Here is an 18,308-nt window from a genome sequence, read left to right on the forward strand (position 1 = left end):
CACCGCTACGGCCTCGAAAATGGTGCAGCAGGAAATCGTCGAGCGGCTCGGGCTCCAGGACCCGAAGCTCCTGGTGCAGGATTTCGACCGGCCGAATCTCAGCCTCGCCGTAACGCGGCACGCCGGGGACGCGGACAAGAGGAGGGCGGTGCTCGATGAGGTGGCTGGAATGCCTGGACCGGGCCTGCTCTACACCGCTACACGTAAGGACACCGAGGCCTACCGGGACGAGCTTCTGAGCAGGGGCGTACGGGCAGAGGCGTATCATTCCGGGCGGAATAAGAAGGACCGGACCGGAATCTACGAGCGGTTCATGGACGACGATTTCGACGTACTCGTCGCAACGACTGCCTTCGGAATGGGCATCGACAAACCGAACGTGCGCTTTGTCATCCATGCCGATATCCCGGACTCGCTGGACAGCTACTATCAGGAAATCGGCAGGGCCGGCCGCGACGGCGAAGCTGCGCACACCATGCTGCATTACCGTCCGGAGGACCTGGGCCTGCGGCGGTTTTTCGTCGCGAAACACCCGGATAAGGAAGCCCTCGACAGGATCCTGACAGACCTGAGCGGCTCCGGGGACCCTGTGCCGGCGAAGCAACTGCGTGAGCGTCTCGAACTGCCCGCCCGGAAACTGACCGGCCTGCTTAACCTCCTGCTGGCCGCCGGTGTGGCGCAGGAGGACGATGGCGGTTTCAGGGCTGTGTCCGACGTCGACCGTGAACGCGCTGTCGAAGCTGCGGCGGAAACCGCCGGGTCCCATGAACGGATCGACGAATCGCGCATCGAGATGACGCGCCAGTACGCCGAAACGGATGCCTGCCGGCGGCAGTTCCTGTTGGGATACTTCGGACAGCAACTCGATGAACCATGTGGAAACTGCGACAACTGCGCCTCGGGCTCCGCCCGGCAGACCGAAGACCAGTCCGAATCGACCGGTTTCGAAGCCGAGGTCGAACGATTCCCGCTGCAGGCCGCCGTCGTCCATAAGGAATGGGGGTCCGGCACCGTGATGCGCCACGAGGATGACCGGATCACGGTGTTCTTCGAAACCGAGGGGTACAAGTCACTGGCACTGGAAGTGCTCGAGGACTCGGACATCCTGGTACCCCGCGACTAAGCGCCCTCCGGCTGCACCCAGTAGGCTGTTCTGCGGACCCGATTTGAAAAGCCAGAATGGAAAATAATGCGTGTACATATCGCCACCGACCACGCGGGAATGGAGCTCAGCGCCCACCTGCAGCAGGATCTCGCCGCCAAGGGGTATGAGGTCGTCGACCACGGTCCCCAGGTGTATGACGCGCTGGACGACTACCCGGAGTTCTGCATCAACGCCGCCAAGGCCGTCGTCGCGGATGAAGCGGCGAACATTGATTCGCGCGGCATCGTGCTCGGCGGGTCCGGAAACGGTGAGCAAATCGCGGCCAACAAGGTCAAGGGCATCCGGGCGGCACTGGCCTGGAGCACCGAAACGGCGGTTCTGGCCCGGCAACACAACAACGCGAACGTCGTCGCCGTCGGCGGGCGCCAACATTCGGTGGATGAGGCGGCGGCGATTATCGCCACGTTCCTGGCCGAACCTTTCAGCAATGAGGAGCGGCATCAGCGCCGGATCGGACAGATCGCCCGCTTCGAATCCACCGGCGAGCTACCCGCTGACCGCGGATCCGGACCCGCAACCGGCGCTTTCCCGCTGCCGGAAACCGACTAGATCCGATGCCGGAGGGACACTCCGTACACCGGCTGGCCAAGCAGTTCAATTCCGTTTTCGCCGGACACCGGCTTGCCGTCAGCTCCCCGCAGGGACGTTTCGCCGCGGGGGCGGAACGGCTCGACGGGCATACCTTGACCGGTGCAGCGGCGCACGGCAAGCAACTGTTCCTTGACTTCGATAATGACCTGCTGCTTCGCGTTCACCTGGGTCTGTATGGTGCCTGGGACTTCGGCGGCGATGCCACATTCCGCGGTGCCTCCAGCATCGGTGCACCACGGCGGGTGGGGGAGCGGGAGATCAGCGACGACGACGGCGGCGCTTCACCTGCTGGCGTGCCGGTTTATTCCGGGCCGCCGGCGCCGGTGGGGGCCGTCCGGGTCAGGCTCGTCGCCGAACATGGTTGGGCGGACCTGCGTGGGCCGACAGCCTGCGAGGTGATCACCGAAGCCGAGGCCGCCGTCGTTCTGGCCAAGCTTGGCCCGGACCCACTGCAGCCGGATGCCGATCCAGATGAATTCGTCCGCCGGATCACCTCACGGGGAAGCCCTGTGGGTCTGCTGCTGATGAATCAGGATGTTATTGCCGGCGTGGGAAATGTCTACCGCGCGGAGGTGTTGTTCCGGCAGCGGCTGAACCCGTGGCGGTTGGGGAAATCGCTGTCGCGCGACGAAGCACGTTCGCTGTGGAAGGACATTTCGGTGGCGATGGGCGACGGCGTCCGGGATGGCCGAATCATTACGACAGGGTCCGGGGACCGCGGCAACCTGGACCATGACGTCCCGGTCGAGGACGCGCATTACGTGTATAAACGCGCAGGACTCGAATGCCGGATCTGTGGCACGCCTGTGGCTCTTGCGGAGATGGGTGCCAGGAAGCTCTACTGGTGCCCCCGCTGCCAGCAGGATTAACCGGACTTTGCCCGCGCCTTTGACCGTTGCGTGCACTCAGGACAGAGACCCCTGAGGATCACCTGTGCGGACTCGACTGTCGCGCCGGGCACCTCGGACAGCAGCGAGCCATCTACGGTCGAGTCGCTGGGCACATCAATGAGTGCGTTGCATTGACGGCAGATGAAGTGGTGATGGGATTCTCCCCGGACCTCATACAGCGTGGTGCCGGGTCCGGCGTCGACCACGTCAATTAATCCGGCGTCGACCAGCGCCTTCAAGGCGTTGTAGACGCTCGTGCGAGGCAGCGACGGGCCGGCAGCGGTGATGGAGACAGCAACCTCATCGGCGGAACGGTGCCCGCCCTGGTGCGCCAAAGCGTTGTACACGATCAGCCGAGGACCCGTGACCCGCAGGCCACGGCTCCTCAACCGTTCGCTGAGTTCGTCCACGCCGAGCGGCTGCCCGGACACTGGAGAACCGGAATCTTTCGCCATGACGGACCTGATCAGACCGTGCGGCTCGAATCGAGGAACCAGCGGTCCTTATCCAGGCCGCGGACGATCTCAATCGCGACATCCTGGCTCGTCTCGTCGAGCTCGCCGAGGGGTGCAACAGTCTCGCGGACCTTGTCGAGTGCGGCATCGATGTGCTTGACGACTTCATCCACTGCGGTGTCCGTCGTAATGAAACCGGTGGGGAAGGCCGGAGCTGCCGTTTGCTTGGCGACGGCGGCCAGGGTGGCGTCGATCGGCGTGCCGAGAGCGACGATCCGCTCCGCAGCCAGGTCAGCGAAGGCGCGTGCATCATCGACAATGGTGTCGAGCAGCTCGTGCACGGGGACGAAGTTAGGGCCCTTTACGTGCCAGTGGGCCTGCTTGCCGGTAACAGAAAGCGCGGTCAGTTCGACGACGACGGGACCCAGCAGCTGGGCAACCCCGGCGGCGGTAGGTGCTGGTTTTACGTTTACGGTGGCAGTCATGGTGATTCCCTTCCAAGCAAAGGCCGTGCGGGTTCAGTGAGGTTAGCCTAAGCTCTTTATACAAGATCCAAATTTTGAATCTGTACAAATAATAGCGCTCCCAGTTGAGGAATCAATGAAGTAAGGCTTTGCTTACCTGATGAACGCGAGGGGTTCAGGGCAAAAAAATAGACCCTCACGGGTGGTGAGAGTCTATGCAGGATGCGGCCGGCGTCGCAGCTTTCAAGCGCTGTGGAGGGGATGACGGGAATCGAACCCGCGTAATCAGTTTGGAAGACTGAGGCTTTACCATTAAGCTACATCCCCGAAGAGACCTGTCCGGACCGCTCCGCAGAACGTTTCCGGACGGATATAACTACATCATACTGGTAGCCATATGTGTCAAATGTGCACGTGGAACCAAATGCCCGTAGACTGTTCTGTGCACTACGGGGCGTAGCGTAGTGGCTAGCGCACCTGCTTTGGGAGCAGGGGATCGCAGGTTCGAGTCCTGTCGCCCCGACGTATCACCTTTCGAATTACCTCCAGACCCCTACATTTATCAGGAGTGCCACGCTGTGAAGAGCGCCGTCGAGAACCTCAATCCCACCCGGGTGAAGCTTAAAGTCGAGGTTCCGTTCGAGGAATTGAAGCCGCAGATCGACGAGGCCTACAAGACTGCCGCATCGCAGATCCAGGTACCGGGCTTCCGCAAGGGCAAAGTTCCCAACAAACTGATTGATCAGCGTGTTGGCCGTGCCTACATCATTGAAAGCGCCGTCAATGAGGGTCTCAATGGGTACTACCAGGCCGCGGTCCAGGAAACTGAAATCCACCCGTTGAGCCAGCCTGAGGTCGAAATTACAGCGGTTCCGGACCCCGAGTCCTTCGAGGGAGACCTCAACTTCGAGGTCGAGGTCGACATCCGTCCGAATGTTGAGCTGCCTGACTACTCAGGTATCGAGGTCACCGTTGAGCCCGCCAAATCCTCCGATGAGGACGTCGAGAAGTCGTTGGAGGAACTGCGCGGCCGCTTCGGCACGCTGAAGAACATTGATCGCCCGGCCGCCACTGATGACTTCCTGACCATCGACATCAGCGCCAAGATCGACGGCGAGGAAGTCGACACGGCATCGGACCTTTCCTACCAGGTAGGCGCCGGAACCATGCTCGAGGGCATGGACGAGGCCGTAGAGGGGCTCTCCGCCGGCGAATCGGCAATCTTCGATACCAAGCTCGCCGGCGGCGACCATGCCGGTGAAGACGCCCAGGTAACGGTAACCGTCCAGGCTGTGAAGGAACGTGAGCTGCCAGAGCCGAATGACGATTTCGCGCAGTTGGCCAGCGAATTCGACACGATGGAGGAGCTGCGGGTCGATCTGGCCAAGCAGGCCGGCGAGTCGAAGGTCGTCGATCAGGGCGTCGAAGCCCGGGACAAGGTCCTGGAGAAGCTTGTCGGAATGATCGAGGTTCCGGTCCCGGAGTCCGTCATAGAGCAGCAGATTGAGCAGCACTTCAACGCTGAGAACCAGGAACCTGACCACGACTCGGAAGAGCACCGCAAGGAAGTCACTGAAAACGCCGAGCACGCCTTCCGCAACGAGATCATCCTTGACGCTATCGCCGAGAAGGAAGAAGTCGGTGTCGATCAGAGCGAGTTGATCGACTACATCGTCTCAACCGCCAGCCAGTACGGCATGGACCCAAATCAGTTCGCGCAGATTATCGACCAGAGCGGACAGGTTCCGATGATGGTCTCCGAGGTCCGCCGCCGCAAGGCATTGGCGATTGTGCTTGGCGAAGCCAAGGTCACCGACACTGAAGGCGCCGACGTCGACCTCACAGAGTTCGTACGTCCTGCCAGCGAAGTCCAAGGTGCTGAAGCCGCCGAGCAGGCCGCCGAGGCCGAAGCGGCGGCAGGCGCGGACTCACAGGCAGAGGCCGCATCCGATGAAGAGAAGCCGGCCAGCGTCGACGACCCGAGTGCCGTCCGCTTCTAAGCGGAATGCCTTATGAAGCCGCCGGTCCCAAAGGGGCCCGGCGGCTTCATCTTTTAAGTAGTCACGCCTGAATCCCGCACCGAACAGGCATGCCGTCGAAACCCCCGCCGCGGGGCCTGCAGCCCGATGCGCCGTCAGCGAACAGTGCAGGTTTGGGAAACAAACGACCCCCGAATCCCGCTAGTGTCCACAGTGAGAATATTAGGGACATCGCCTGTCCCACCGTTCCATGCAGAGCGAGAGGTAACTGAGAATGTCGACCGAATCCCAGACCCCCCGAATGGCTACCGTTGAACCGGCCAGCCGGGATGACTACATCTACAATCGTTTGCTCAAAGAGCGCATTATCTGGCTCGGTTCAGAAGTGCGGGATGAGAACGCCAACACCATCTGCTCCCAGTTGCTGTTGCTCTCCGCCGAGGATCCTGAAAAGGACATCTACCTCTACATCAATTCACCCGGCGGCTCCGTGACTGCTGGCATGGCGATCTACGACACGATGCAGTTCATTTCGAACGACGTCGTGACGGTAGCCACCGGCCTCGCGGCCTCAATGGGGCAGTTCCTGCTGTCTTCCGGCACCAAGGGCAAGCGCTACGCCACACCCCACGCCCGCATCCTGATGCACCAGCCCTCCGGCGGCATCGGCGGCACTGCCTCGGACATCCGCATCCAGGCCGAGCTCATCCTGCACATGAAGAAAACGATGGCGGACCTCACCGCCGAGCAGACCGGTCAGACCGTTGACCAGATCCTCAAGGACAACGACCGCGACAAGTGGTTCACCGCACAGGAAGCGCTCGACTACGGATTCTTTGACCACATTTCCGCACATGCAGGTTCGGTCTCGGGCGGCGGCGGTACCAGCCAGGAGTAAACCGACACCGGAACGCCGGCCAAAGCCGCGTTTCGAGGTCGAGCAAGACTTTCCTTCACCCATCAGGAGTAGAGAGACAATGAATTTCAATTACGGTGCCGCCGCAGGTGGCATGGCCCCACAGATGCCCAACGACAGGTACGTGCTGCCGCAGTTCGAAGAGCGCACGCCCTATGGCTTCAAACGCCAGGATCCGTACACCAAGCTCTTCGAGGACCGGATCATCTTCCTCGGCGTGCAGGTGGACGATGCGTCGGCCGACGACGTCATGGCCCAGCTGCTGGTGCTCGAGTCGACTGACCCGGAGCGTGACATCACGATCTACATCAACTCGCCGGGTGGCTCCTTCACAGCGATGACGGCCATCTACGACACGATGCAGTTCATCCGGCCCGAGGTACAGACCGTCTGCCTCGGACAGGCCGCCAGTGCGGCCGCTGTGCTGCTTGCAGCAGGGGCCCCCGGCAAGCGCCTTGCCCTCCCCAACGCTCGCATATTGATCCACCAGCCGGCCCTAGCCGGTGGCCAGGGCGGGCAAGCCTCGGATATCGAAATCCAGGCCAACGAGGTCATGCGGATGCGGACCTGGCTGGAGGACACGCTGGCAAACCATTCGGGGCGTACAGCCGAGCAGTTGAATCAGGACATCGAGCGCGACAAGATCCTCACCGCGGCCGATGCCAAGGATTACGGACTGATTGACGAAGTGCTCGACCCACGCAAAATTAAAGCGTCGGCGCTGAACAAGTAAGCCACTGCCGGTCCAGTACCTCACCCTGTGGTGCGTCACTTTGCACCACAGGGTGTTTGGTTACTGAATCGGAGTAAAATCTGACCTACAGTAGAACTTGATCGAAAGTCGTTTCGAACTCCGCCACACCAGGTTCGGACTCGAACCAGAACCACGTAAGGGGACTGACTATGGCTCGCATCGGTGAGAGCACAGAGTTACTCAAGTGTTCTTTCTGCGGCAAAAGCCAGAAGCAGGTCATAAAGTTGATCGCCGGCCCCGGCGTCTACATCTGTGACGAGTGCATCGAGCTCTGCAATGAAATTATCGAGGAAGAGCTGGCGGAAGTTGCCGACGTCGGGACTTTCGAGTTGCCCAAGCCCAAGGAGATTTTCAATTTCCTGCAGGAGTACGTAATTGGCCAGGAACCTGCCAAGCGGTCACTCGCTGTAGCGGTCTATAACCACTACAAACGCATCCAGTCCGGACATGCGGCCAAGGCCACCACACTCGGCGATTCATCACAATCCGAGGACGTGGAAATCGCCAAGTCCAACATTCTGATGATCGGACCGACTGGTTGCGGCAAAACATACCTGGCGCAAACTCTGGCGCGTCAGCTGAATGTTCCCTTCGCCGTCGCCGATGCCACCGCACTCACTGAAGCCGGGTACGTCGGTGAAGACGTGGAGAACATCCTCCTCAAGCTCATCCAGGCAGCTGACTACGACGTCAAGAAGGCCGAGCAGGGGATTATTTACATTGACGAGATCGACAAGATCTCGCGCAAAAGCGAAAACCCCTCCATCACCCGGGATGTCTCCGGCGAGGGAGTCCAGCAGGCGCTGCTGAAAATTCTGGAAGGCACCGTTGCCTCGGTTCCGCCGCAGGGTGGACGGAAGCACCCGCACCAGGAATTTATCCAGATCGACACAACCAATGTCCTCTTCATCGTCGCAGGTGCGTTCGCTGGCCTCGAAGAAATCATCGGCGGGCGTGCCGGCAAGAAGGGGATCGGCTTCGGTGCCCCGCTTAGTTCGCTGAAGCAGGACGATGGCAGCTACGCCGATGTCCTGCCGGAAGACCTGCTTAAGTTCGGATTGATTCCGGAATTCATCGGGCGGCTTCCTGTGATCACCTCCGTCGAAAAACTTGATCGAACGGCGTTGATCCAGATTCTGACTGAGCCGAAGAACGCACTGGTGAAGCAATACCAGAAGATGTTCCAGCTCGATAATGTTGAACTCAACTTCGATCCGAAAGCCCTCGACGCCATAGCGGACCAGGCGTTGAACCGGGGAACCGGCGCCCGCGGACTGCGGGCGATTCTGGAGGAGGTACTCCTTCCGGTAATGTTCGATCTTCCAAGCCGCGAGGACATCGCTTCAGTTGTCATCACCGAAGACGTGGTCAAAGACGGAGCCGAGCCGACGCTGATTTCCCACGATGTCGTCGCGAAGCGCCGGAATAAGTCCGCCTAGTTAGTCGTCAGGTGACTCAAATATCAAGAGAGCCTGAACGTTCGTCAGATACACGCGTCACGTATCCGGCACTCCAAGGTGTCTCACCAGCGTCCACTGGAGCCCAAATCGGTTCAAGGACCCTTGACGTCATCGTCGTAGGAATTCCGGTTTTGGCTCTGTCGCTCTTCGGCCTGGCTGTGTTCGTGTTGTTCCTGGTATCGATGGGCATTGCCAGTAAGCCGCCGGGAGATGAGACCAGCGACGTCATCGCGGCCTATGCGGGTCCGCTGACGGCCATCGGAGTGGTCTGGCTGTTGGTGGCTGTCTTTTTCATCGGGCTGCTGGCGATCAGGGGGAGTTCCGCGGGCAATGCCATGTTGGGCCTTCGGCTGGTTTCCACGGCCGACGGTCAGCCCATCGGATGGGGCAAAGCCCTCCTATGGTACGCCGTCGTCATCGTTGGATCCGTCCTGACCTGCGGAATACTTGGCCTTCTGTTCCTGTTATCGCCATTGTTCGACACTGAGTCCGGATGGCATCAAGCGTGGCAGGACAAGATGGTTGGAGCGGTCATGATCAATCACAAAATGGGCCCCGACACAGTGAAGCGCTGACTGCATTTCGAGAGTCGGTATTTCCCGCCTGTCCCGCAGCTGCAGCCCTGACCCTAAGACATCGCGCCGGCATGGCCGGCGAAGCAGAGGAGAGAATATGAGTGAGAAGAACACCGTCGATTTCTGGTTTGATCCTGCCTGTCCGTGGGCGTGGATGACCTCCCGTTGGATCGGTGAAGTCGAGAAGGTCCGTGATCTTCACGCCGAGTGGCATGTCATGAGCCTGGCGATCCTCAACGAAAACAACGACGACTCCGAAGAGCACCGGGAAAATATGGAGCGGCTGCGGGGACCGGTCCGCGTGGTCACCGCTGCAGCGGAATTGCACGGCCGCCAGCACATCAAGAAACTCTACGATGCGATGGGCACCCGCATACATCCCGGTGGGAACAAGGATTTCGACGCCGTTATCGCCGAATCGCTTGAAGAGGCAGGCCTGCCTGCTGAGCTGGCAAAATACGCTACGAGCGACGAGTACGACGGGCAGCTGAAGGCCAGCCACGACAAAGGCATCAGCCTGGTCGGGCAGGACGTGGGAACCCCCGTGGTGGCATTCAACGGGACAGCCTTTTTCGGTCCGGTGATGACTCCGGCGCCCAAGGGGGAAGACGCCGGTAATGTCTGGGACGGAGCCGTTCTCCTTGCTGGTTACCCGGGATTCTATGAACTCAAGCGCAGCCGGAGCGAGGATCCGATTTTCGACTGACAACCTCTTGTGTGGAATACAGCCCAGGAGTACAAATGAAGTACACATCCGATAAGGGTGCGGAACGGACACCAAGGATTCAGTGATCCAGCCGGATACGTCCGGCTGGGGCCGGCGGGTGACGAGGCCGGGAAGACCTGGAGATCGGCGGAGTCCGGGAGATCAGTGCCCGTCACCCACTGACCGACAATGCCCCCTCCAATTCATACTGGAGGGGGCATCGCCTGTTAATCAGTTGTACTAAGAAGGTCCCTGCAGGCTCATACTCAAGCAGGGCCGATCCCAGTAAATACCGCGGTGGAACCTGCCGCACGCAGGCGCGCCGCACTATTCGGCCACGGCCGCCAGTTCGACATCGGAGACCGAGAGTTCAGTTTCGTGCTCGATCAGGTCCAGCTGACGCACATTGCCGGCAGCCTTGAGGTCCCCCAAGCCGGCCTTCAACTGTTCCAGCGGCAGCGCAGGGGCGCTGATAGTCGCTTTGACCACCTCGGTACGCTGCTTTACCTTTGCCTCGGATTTCGCTTTGCGGATGCCGCTCAGGGCCTCGCCAACAGTTGCCAGCATGGCGATGTCGGCGGAGGATCCGGCAGACTCCAGCGCCGCCGTCGTAGGCCAAGGAGCACGATGGACTGAGCCGGAGCGCCACCACGACCAGACTTCCTCAGTAGCGAAGGGCAGGAACGGCGCGAACAAGCGCAGCACGCTGTCCAGGGTTGTGGCCAACGCAGCAAGCACTGACGCCTGCTCCTGCTCGCCTGCAGACCCATACGCCCGGTCCTTGATCAGTTCGACGTAGTCATCTGTGAAGGTCCAGAAAAAAGATTCGCTGATCTGCAGCGCACGGGCGTAGTCATAATTGTTGAATGCCGCCGTTGCCTGGTCGACGACGCCGGCAAGCTGGGCAAGCAGCGCCTTGTCCAGCGGGTTGGTGACAACAGCAGTATCCTCGGCAGATACGACTGAATCGGCTGTAGCGCCCAGATTGAGGACGAATTTGGACGCATTGAGGAGCTTAATGGCCAGCCGCCGGCCAATCTTCATCTGCCCTATCTCGTACGCTGTGTCCGCGCCGAGGCGTGCAGAGGCAGCCCAATAACGGACGGCATCCGCACCGAACTGCTCGAGGATATCCGTCGGAACGACGACGTTGCCCTTCGACTTTGACATCTTCTTCCGGTCCGGATCCAACACCCAGCCGGAGAGCGCCGCGTGCTTCCACGCGGGACTGTCATTGAGCGCGTCCGCCCGAACGACACTGGAAAAGAACCAGGTCCTGATGATGTCGTGGCCCTGCGGCCGGAGATCGAAGGGGAAGACGTTGCTGAAGCGCTCCTCGTCGCGGCTCCAACCACCCAGGATCTGCGGGGTCAGGGACGAGGTCGCCCAAGTATCCAGCACGTCGGGGTCCCCGGTAAAACCGCCCGGTTGGTCACGCTGGGACTCATCGAATCCTGGTGCAGGTTCGCTAGCGGGATCCACCGGCAGCGACTCAGAAGCGGGCAGAACCGGCTGATCGTATTCGGGTTCGCCGGCGTCGTCGAGCTTGTACCAGACCGGAATGGGCACACCGAAGTAGCGCTGGCGTGAGACGAGCCAGTCGCCGTTGAGACCCTCAACCCAGTTCTTGTAGCGGGAACGCATGAATGCAGGATGGAAGTCGATCTGCTCACCACGTGCGATCAGCTGATCCCGGCGTTCTGCATCACGACCGCCGTTGCGGATGTACCACTGCCGGCTGGTGACCACTTCGAGCGGCTTATCGCCCTTTTCATAGAAGTTCACCGAATGCGTCGTCGGCGTCGGCTCGCCCTCCATATCGCCGCTCCCGCGCAGCATTTCCACGATCGATTCCTTGGCGCTGAAGACGGTCTTTCCGGCAAGGGCAGCGTAGTTCTTTTCCGCCACATCACCGTTGATCCACTCCGGCGTATCGGCGATGATGCGCCCGTCGCGGCCCACGATCGGCCGGGTGGGCAACTGCAGTTCGCGCCACCAGGTGACGTCGTTGAGATCGCCAAAGGTACAGATCATCGCAATGCCGGAGCCTTTGTCCTGCTTCGCCAGCGGGTGCGCCATGATGGGGACTTCGACGTCGAAAAGCGGGGAAGTGACGGTCGAACCAAACAGTGGCTGGTAACGCTCATCGTCAGGATGTGCCACCAACGCAACGCAGGCAGGAATAAGTTCCGGACGCGTTGTTTCGATAAAAACTACGCCGTCTGCTGCGCCATCGCTGCCGCTGCCTGCGTCCCCATCCGTTAGTTTGAAGCCGATGCGGTGGAAGGCGCCGGCGCGTTCCCGGTCCTCCAGCTCGGCCTGGGCTACTGCCGTACGGAATGTGATGTCCCAGAGTGTGGGAGCCTCGGCCATATAGGCATCGCCGTCAGTGAGGTTTTGCAGAAAAGCCCGCTGGCTCACCGCCCGGGAAGTGTCATCGATGGTGCGGTAGGTCAGGTCCCAATCCACGGACAGGCCAAGCGTCGTGAAGAGGTTCTCGAACACCTTCTCGTCATCGACGGCTAGTTCTTCACAGAGTTCAATGAAGTTCCGCCGGGACACCTGTTCAAAATCCCGGTCGTTCTTGGCGGGCTTGGCCGGGGGAGTGTAGTCCGGGTCGTACGGGAGTGCCGGGTCGCAGCGGACACCGAAATAGTTCTGCACGCGTCTCTCGGTGGGCAGACCGTTGTCATCCCAACCCATCGGATAGAAGACGTTTTTGCCTTGCATCCGGTGATAACGGGCGAGGACGTCGGTCTGCGTGTAGGAGAACATGTGCCCCACGTGCAGAGAACCGGACGCAGTCGGGGGAGGCGTGTCGATCGAATAGACCTCTTCCCGGCTGGTCTCCGGATTGAACTTGTAGGTTCCCAGCTCACGCCAACGCGGCGACAGCTTAGCCTCGAGGCCCTCAAGCCCCGGGCGGTCAGGAACGTGCACCGCTGCGGATTCGGGCTTGGTCGCGGATACGGACTCGGATGCGGGCGTGTCTGTGCCCTGATTATGTTCAGCCATGAGGCTAATTGTTTCATGAGAACCGCACGGCCGTGGGAACCGGAGAGGACCTGCGGTTCCGGGCGGTAGGATTCGGATCATGGCGCTGAAAATCAAACGGGTCTATGAACCGGCAGCTGATGACGACGGTTTTCGGGTAATGATTGACCGGCTCTGGCCGAGGGGCATGTCCAAGGAGAGCGCCGCCGTCGACCTCTGGCTCAAAAACGTGGCACCGTCTACAGAGCTGCGCAAGTGGTTCAACCATGACCGGGAAAAGTTCGCGGAATTCCGGAAGAAATATGAGGCCGAACTCTCTGACAATGATGCGCTGGCGTCGTTGCAGGAAGCTGTGAAGGAGCACAAGACAGTTACGTTGCTTTATTCGGCCAAGAGTGAGGACATGAATCAGGCCATCGTCCTCCAACAGTTGCTGGGATCATAATCTGCAGCTGATTGACAGTTGTATGCCCCAAACCGTCCGTACATATTCTGAAAGTAGGCGAATACATTGAAGAACCCGCGTGCCCTTGTCACTGGCGCAAGTTCCGGTATTGGTGAAGCAACAGTCCGGGCACTAGTGGAATCCGGCTGGGACGTAATCGCAGTCGCCAGGCGGCAGGACAGGCTTGCCAAACTGGCGGAGGAAACCGGTGCGACAGCGATTGCCGCAGACGTAACGGACCCAGCAGCTGTCGGGAAACTTGCAGACACGGTCGTGGCCGGCGGCGGTCTGGACGCTCTGATCAACAACGCCGGTGGCGCGTTCGGCGTGGATACCGTCGCTAACGGAAAGATTGCCGACTGGGAGAAGATGTACAACGTCAATGTGCTCGGCACGCTTCGGCTGACTCAAGCCTTCCTGCCTGCGCTGCGCGACAGCGGCCGTGGGAGTGTATTGCTGCTTACGTCGACGGCGGGGCTTACGGCTTATGAATCCGGCGGCGGCTATGTGGCAGCGAAGCACGCTGAACGGGCATTGGCGAACACATTGCGGCTTGAGGAAGCAGAGAACAACGTGCGGGTGATTGAAGTGGCGCCGGGCATGGTCCGCACGGAAGAGTTTGCTTTGAACCGGCTGGGCGGTGACGAGGAAGCCGCGCAAAAGGTATATCAAGGCGTCGAAAAGCCCCTCACCGCAGCCGACGTGGCCGACGTGATCGCATACGCACTGAACGTGCCGCACCATGTGAACATCGATCAATTGGTAGTGCGGCCCTTGGCTCAGCCAGCCAATCACAAGGTCATTCGCACCGGGCAATAACCCAGGCTTTCAGAGGATCGAAGTTTTGATCTGGTTCGATAACAATGACTCGTCTTCGAAAGTACCGCTTCTTTCTCCGAGGACGTCGGACCGAATATGAGAAGATATTCCGGAGCGCGGCGGTACAACGCTCGTAGTATGGGCAAGGATTGACGCAGTTTCAAAGCATATACATTCACCCTGTCGTTGACGGTTGTTTGTCGCTGTGCTCTGATATGACTGTTAGTCGTCAAGCAGGTGGCGGCCGCCTTAGTCCTGGAGGCTAACTCGAAAGGTGTGCTGGTATATGTCATCGACAATTAGGTCCTCGGTTTTCAAAATGGGTGGCGTTGCTGCTGCTGTGGCTCTTGTCGCAACGGGCTGCGCAACAGGCACCGGCGGGCCTGAGGAACCGGAAGTAACGTCGTCGTTCCCGCCCGATGCCGAGCTTAGTGGCGAGTTGACCGTTATGGGTTTCGGAACGTCCGATGAAATTGGACAGACGCGTTACGATTTAGCCACCGAGGAGCTTGCCAACGTCGATGTCAGCCTTGTCGAGGGGCAGTTGAATATCCAGCAATTCCTCTCCGCAGTTGCCACCGGTGAACCGCCGCAGTTGATTTATGCTGATCGTAATCAAATTGGTACATTTGCTTCGCGTGGCGCAATTATGCCATTGGATAAGTGCATATCCGGCGAGGGAATTGAAATAGACAATTTCCTTGACACTGCGGTGGAACAAGTGACGTTTGATGGAAAAGCCTACGGGGTGCCGGAATTCAATCAGGTGCAAGTTCTATTTGCTAATTCCGAATTGTTATCAGAAGCAAATATGGAACTATCCGACGTGGACGGTTCCGACTGGGACCGGATCGAAGCGGCAGCAGAGGCCATGGTCAAGCGTGAAAACGGGGATTTGAAGGTCATCGGCTACGATACAAAACTCCCTGAATTTCTGCCGTTGTGGGTACATGCCAACGGTGGGGCCCTCATTTCCGAGGACGGTCGAACGGCCCAATTGAACTCGCCCGAGGTGGTGGAGGCACTAACGTTTGCGTCCTCCATTTACGACTTGCAGGGTGGTTTCAGCGAGGTGAAGGCCTACCGCGATTCAACCGACTTCTTCGGTGCCGGCAATCAATTCGCTACCGGCACGCTCGGGGCAATGCCGATGGAGCAGTGGTACATAAACGTACTAAACGATGTTTCTCCGGACGCTCCGGTCACCTTCACAACCTTCAAGTCCAAGGACGGGGAGCCGTTCTCCTATTCGAGTGGTTCAACCTGGGCCATTCCTGCTGGTAGTTCCAACCCCGAAGCTGCCTGTCGGTTTATCAAGACCATGACTGCTACGGAATCGTGGATGGCGGCGGCCGAGGCCAGGGCTACTGAACGTGAAAAGGCAGGCAAGCCGTTCACCGGACTGTTTACCGCGAATGTGGAGGCCGATAGGAAGATCAAGGAAACCTTCGTCGAGGATGCCGGCGCAGAGAACTGGAACGCCGCCATCGACGCTGCTTATGAAGCGAATGACAACGGCTTCGCGCTGCCGGCGAATCCCGCGGACGCACAGTTCCAGACCGCTTGGCAGGATGCTGTAAACAGTGTCCTGAATGGCCAGCAGGATCCCCAGGAAGCCCTTGACCAGGCTCAGGAGAAAGCGCAGAGCGTCCTGGACAAGGCCTGGGAAAGCTGGGAATCAGGGGACTAGCGCATGGCCTCGGTGATCGCCGGCAAAAAGGAGAAGGTCCAGCTGCGGCCCGGGCAGCGACGTAACCGCAGGCGAAACGTTCGTGCTGCGCTTCTCTTCATCAGTCCGTGGATTCTCGGCATGCTGGTTTTCACGGCGTGGCCAATTTTCTACAGTGGTTATTTGTCTCTGACGGACTATGACGTCATTAATGACCCGACCTTCATTGGTCTTGATAATTACGCCCAGATGCTGCAGGATCCAAAGGTTTCGCTGGCACTGTGGAACACATTCATCTATACAGTTGTATCGGTCCCGCTGCAGGTCTTGATTTCCCTGGCTTTGGCCTTGCTGCTGCTCAGGGTGGGACGCGCATCTGGTTTCTTCCGGACAGCGTTCTATCTACCGAACATGACTCCGCCGGTGGCCATTGGCATCATCCTGCTGCTGATTTTCAACGGCCACGATGGACTGGTCAACGAAATCCTTGAAGTGTTCGGCATAGACGGTCCGGCCTGGACGACCGACCCGGACTGGATCAAACCCGGGTTGATCCTGATGAATCTATGGACGCTTGGCGCGTCGGTCATTATCTTCCTCGCAGCACTGCACAACGTGCCCCAGGAGATGATTGATTCGGCGCGCGTGGACGGGGCCAATTCCTGGCAGGTCACCACCCGGATTACAGTACCGATGATCAGCGGCACGATCTTCTTCATCTTTATCGTGAACACCATCGCCTCCTTCCAGACATTCACCGAGGCCTATACGGCTTACTTCGGTGCGGGCGGAACGACTTACAGCACTGATGCGGCCCTGTTCTACGTGATCTACCTGTTCCAGCAGGCGTTCGAATTCCTGCATATGGGTTATGCATCGGCGATGGCGTGGCTGCTGTTCGTCATCATCATGGCGGTCACGGCCGTCCAAGTGCTGATCAGCCGCAAGCTGGTCTACTACGAGGGAGGACGGTAATGGCCACCCGGGCTGATATTCCACGGACGTCGACGACACCGTCCGCCCGTCTCAACGACCCTGACGCCCTGATCCCATCCGACGGGGTTGAGCCTCCGCACCGTCCAGCTCGACCGAGCCACCCGGTAACCGGAGGCAAGCGTCGGCGCCGGATGATGGGGAAGATCATCATTGGTGCGGCGCTGGCGCTGGCGACCCTCATGTTCATCTACCCGCTGATTTGGCTGCTCAGCGCCTCCTTCAAGCCACGATCCGAAGTATTCGACAATAAGCTGATTCCGGAAACTTTCACTCTGGATAACTATGTGCGGGTGTGGCAGGAAGCGCCGCTGGCACTGTGGATAGGAAATACCGCGATCGTCACCATCCTGGGCGCCGTGGCTGTGACAATTTCCAGCGCTTTGGTCGCCTGGGGATTCGCGCGCTTCCGGTTCCGGGGCCGCAATGTCCTGTTCGGCGTCGTGCTGGCCACCATGATGCTGCCCGGCGCCGTGACCATGATTCCGCGGTTCCTGATCTGGGACGGTCTGGGTATGGTGGGCACTTTGACTCCGCTGTGGGCTGCGAATCTCTTTGGCAGCGCCTTCTATATTTTCCTGCTTCGCCAGTTCTTTTTGACCTTGCCGAACGAAGTGTTTGAGGCCGCACGGATTGATGGCGCCAACCACTGGCAACAGTTCTGGAGGATCGGGGTTCCGCTGTGCAAGCCGGCCATGATCGTGACGCTGATTTTCGAATTCCAGGCGGCGTGGACCGATCTCATGGGACCGCTGATCTATTTGCGGGACAGTTCGACGTTTACCGTTCCCCGTGGTCTGAAAGCACTGGTCGACCAGTTCGGGGTGGCCGGCGAGTTCGCCTGGGAAATTCCGATCACTGCCAGTGTGATCACTACGATTCCGATGATCATCCTCTTCTTCGTGGCACAAAAGCACTTCATTAAGGGCGTCGCAACCACCGGAGTCAAAGGTTAGGACGACGACCGCTTGGCCGAACCTGTGCCGTTCCTTGTAGACTAAAGGAACAAGCATCGACCCGGCCATCACCGGTGAGCTTCCGGAAGAACAGACCGTGCAGCGGCAGTACCATCAGGCGCTCTCGCAGCAGGTCCCAGTAGAGCCGGACGGGTAAGCCCGTCACAGCAGTCAACGAGTGGCAGCCATCGTCCTCCCGAAATGGAGGAAGGCGGCTGTTAGTGAGGTGGTACCGCGGAATTGGTGCCGGATAGTTGCCCGACGACCGGAAGGTTGCGGTTGCCAGCTTCGCCGGCGTCGGATCCGTCCTCGCATCCTGTATCAGCCTCAACCAGGATGTCTTAGATGCCTCAGTACTATCCCAAAGCCACCACCGCTGATTCCGCCGCCGCGGCCACCAGCTCATCCCCACGCTTTCCCCGGCTCGAAGAGCAGGTGCTCAAGTATTGGGACAAGGATGGCACGTTCCAAGCCAGT

17 protein-coding genes and 2 tRNA genes are annotated in these 18,308 nt (G+C 59.6%); 15 read left to right on the forward strand and 4 right to left on the reverse strand.

The genetic code is table 11. The features are described 5' to 3' along the window. The 3 genes from Y707_RS0114665 to Y707_RS0114675 form a co-directional block, all read left to right on the forward strand. A partial coding sequence (locus Y707_RS0114665; RefSeq protein WP_035781855.1) for a helicase-related protein occupies positions 1–1,123 on the forward strand: 1,123 nt, incomplete at its 5' end. A 66-nt stretch (positions 1,124–1,189) separates the two neighbouring features. Beyond that, on the forward strand, positions 1,190–1,714 hold the full coding sequence (locus tag Y707_RS26350) for a ribose-5-phosphate isomerase (RefSeq protein ID WP_051442055.1): 525 nt from the start codon (positions 1,190–1,192) through the stop codon (positions 1,712–1,714). 5 nt (positions 1,715–1,719) lie between these two features. After that, complete coding sequence (locus Y707_RS0114675; protein WP_026535642.1) at positions 1,720–2,625, forward strand: Fpg/Nei family DNA glycosylase; 906 nt, start codon at positions 1,720–1,722, stop codon at positions 2,623–2,625. Here Y707_RS0114675 and Y707_RS0114680 read toward each other — a convergent pair. The 3 genes from Y707_RS0114680 to Y707_RS0114690 all read right to left on the reverse strand — a co-directional run bounded on the left by Y707_RS0114680 (position 2,622) and on the right by Y707_RS0114690 (position 3,892). Next, on the reverse strand, positions 2,622–3,101 hold the full coding sequence (locus Y707_RS0114680) for a Fur family transcriptional regulator (RefSeq protein ID WP_051442056.1): 480 nt from the start codon (positions 3,099–3,101) through the stop codon (positions 2,622–2,624). The two genes, Y707_RS0114675 and Y707_RS0114680, sit on opposite strands and share 4 nt — an antisense overlap. Before the next feature lie 11 nt (positions 3,102–3,112). Continuing rightward, positions 3,113–3,586 (reverse strand): Dps family protein, encoded by a 474-nt coding sequence (locus Y707_RS0114685; RefSeq protein WP_026535644.1) that lies wholly within the window; start codon positions 3,584–3,586, stop codon positions 3,113–3,115. 232 nt (positions 3,587–3,818) lie between these two features. Next, positions 3,819–3,892: transfer RNA gene (locus tag Y707_RS0114690), tRNA-Gly, on the reverse strand. Between the two features lie 123 nt (positions 3,893–4,015). On the opposite strand from Y707_RS0114690, the gene Y707_RS0114695 reads away from it, so the two are divergent. The 7 genes from Y707_RS0114695 to Y707_RS0114725 all read left to right on the forward strand — a co-directional run bounded on the left by Y707_RS0114695 (position 4,016) and on the right by Y707_RS0114725 (position 9,955). Next, a tRNA-Pro gene (locus Y707_RS0114695) sits at positions 4,016–4,088 on the forward strand. Positions 4,089–4,143: 55 nt separating this feature from the next. Further along, entirely contained in the window at positions 4,144–5,565 is a 1,422-nt protein-coding gene (gene tig / locus Y707_RS0114700) for a trigger factor (RefSeq protein WP_026535645.1), read from the forward strand. A 280-nt stretch (positions 5,566–5,845) separates the two neighbouring features. Continuing rightward, positions 5,846–6,442: an ATP-dependent Clp protease proteolytic subunit gene (locus tag Y707_RS0114705; RefSeq protein ID WP_026535646.1), complete on the forward strand. Its 597-nt coding sequence runs from the start codon at positions 5,846–5,848 to the stop codon at positions 6,440–6,442. Between the two features lie 79 nt (positions 6,443–6,521). Beyond that, complete coding sequence (locus Y707_RS0114710; RefSeq protein ID WP_026535647.1) at positions 6,522–7,193, forward strand: ATP-dependent Clp protease proteolytic subunit; 672 nt, start codon at positions 6,522–6,524, stop codon at positions 7,191–7,193. A gap of 170 nt (positions 7,194–7,363) precedes the next feature. Next, complete coding sequence (clpX, locus tag Y707_RS0114715; RefSeq protein ID WP_026535648.1) at positions 7,364–8,653, forward strand: ATP-dependent Clp protease ATP-binding subunit ClpX; 1,290 nt, start codon at positions 7,364–7,366, stop codon at positions 8,651–8,653. Between the two features lie 11 nt (positions 8,654–8,664). Continuing rightward, positions 8,665–9,249 (forward strand): RDD family protein, encoded by a 585-nt coding sequence (locus tag Y707_RS29105; RefSeq protein WP_081744900.1) that lies wholly within the window; start codon positions 8,665–8,667, stop codon positions 9,247–9,249. A 97-nt stretch (positions 9,250–9,346) separates the two neighbouring features. Further along, positions 9,347–9,955 carry a mycothiol-dependent nitroreductase Rv2466c family protein gene (locus Y707_RS0114725; protein ID WP_026535650.1) on the forward strand — a complete coding sequence of 203 codons (609 nt, stop codon included), beginning with the start codon at positions 9,347–9,349 and terminating at the stop codon, positions 9,953–9,955. Between the two features lie 327 nt (positions 9,956–10,282). On the opposite strand, the gene valS is transcribed toward Y707_RS0114725, so the two are convergent. Further along, positions 10,283–12,970 carry a valine--tRNA ligase gene (gene valS / locus Y707_RS0114730; RefSeq protein WP_026535651.1) on the reverse strand — a complete coding sequence of 896 codons (2,688 nt, stop codon included), beginning with the start codon at positions 12,968–12,970 and terminating at the stop codon, positions 10,283–10,285. Between the two features lie 79 nt (positions 12,971–13,049). On the opposite strand from valS, the gene Y707_RS0114735 reads away from it, so the two are divergent. The 5 genes from Y707_RS0114735 (at position 13,050) to Y707_RS31550 (ending at position 17,831) form a co-directional block, all read left to right on the forward strand. Further along, positions 13,050–13,394: a DUF488 domain-containing protein gene (locus Y707_RS0114735; protein ID WP_216699264.1), complete on the forward strand. Its 345-nt coding sequence runs from the start codon at positions 13,050–13,052 to the stop codon at positions 13,392–13,394. Positions 13,395–13,460: 66 nt separating this feature from the next. Next, complete coding sequence (locus Y707_RS0114740; protein ID WP_026535653.1) at positions 13,461–14,213, forward strand: SDR family oxidoreductase; 753 nt, start codon at positions 13,461–13,463, stop codon at positions 14,211–14,213. Between the two features lie 286 nt (positions 14,214–14,499). Continuing rightward, a complete protein-coding gene (locus Y707_RS0114745; RefSeq protein WP_026535654.1) occupies positions 14,500–15,903 on the forward strand; it encodes an extracellular solute-binding protein in 1,404 nt (467 codons plus the stop codon). Positions 15,904–15,906: 3 nt separating this feature from the next. Next, positions 15,907–16,857 carry a carbohydrate ABC transporter permease gene (locus Y707_RS0114750; protein WP_026535655.1) on the forward strand — a complete coding sequence of 317 codons (951 nt, stop codon included), beginning with the start codon at positions 15,907–15,909 and terminating at the stop codon, positions 16,855–16,857. A gap of 152 nt (positions 16,858–17,009) precedes the next feature. Beyond that, the gene (locus tag Y707_RS31550; RefSeq protein WP_026535656.1) at positions 17,010–17,831 is read left to right on the forward strand and encodes a carbohydrate ABC transporter permease; all 822 of its coding nucleotides are present in this window, start codon (positions 17,010–17,012) and stop codon (positions 17,829–17,831) included. Positions 17,832–18,308 lie beyond the last annotated feature (477 nt).

The organism is Arthrobacter sp. H14, assembly GCF_000520495.1.
In the GTDB taxonomy this organism is placed as follows: domain Bacteria; phylum Actinomycetota; class Actinomycetes; order Actinomycetales; family Micrococcaceae; genus Arthrobacter_C.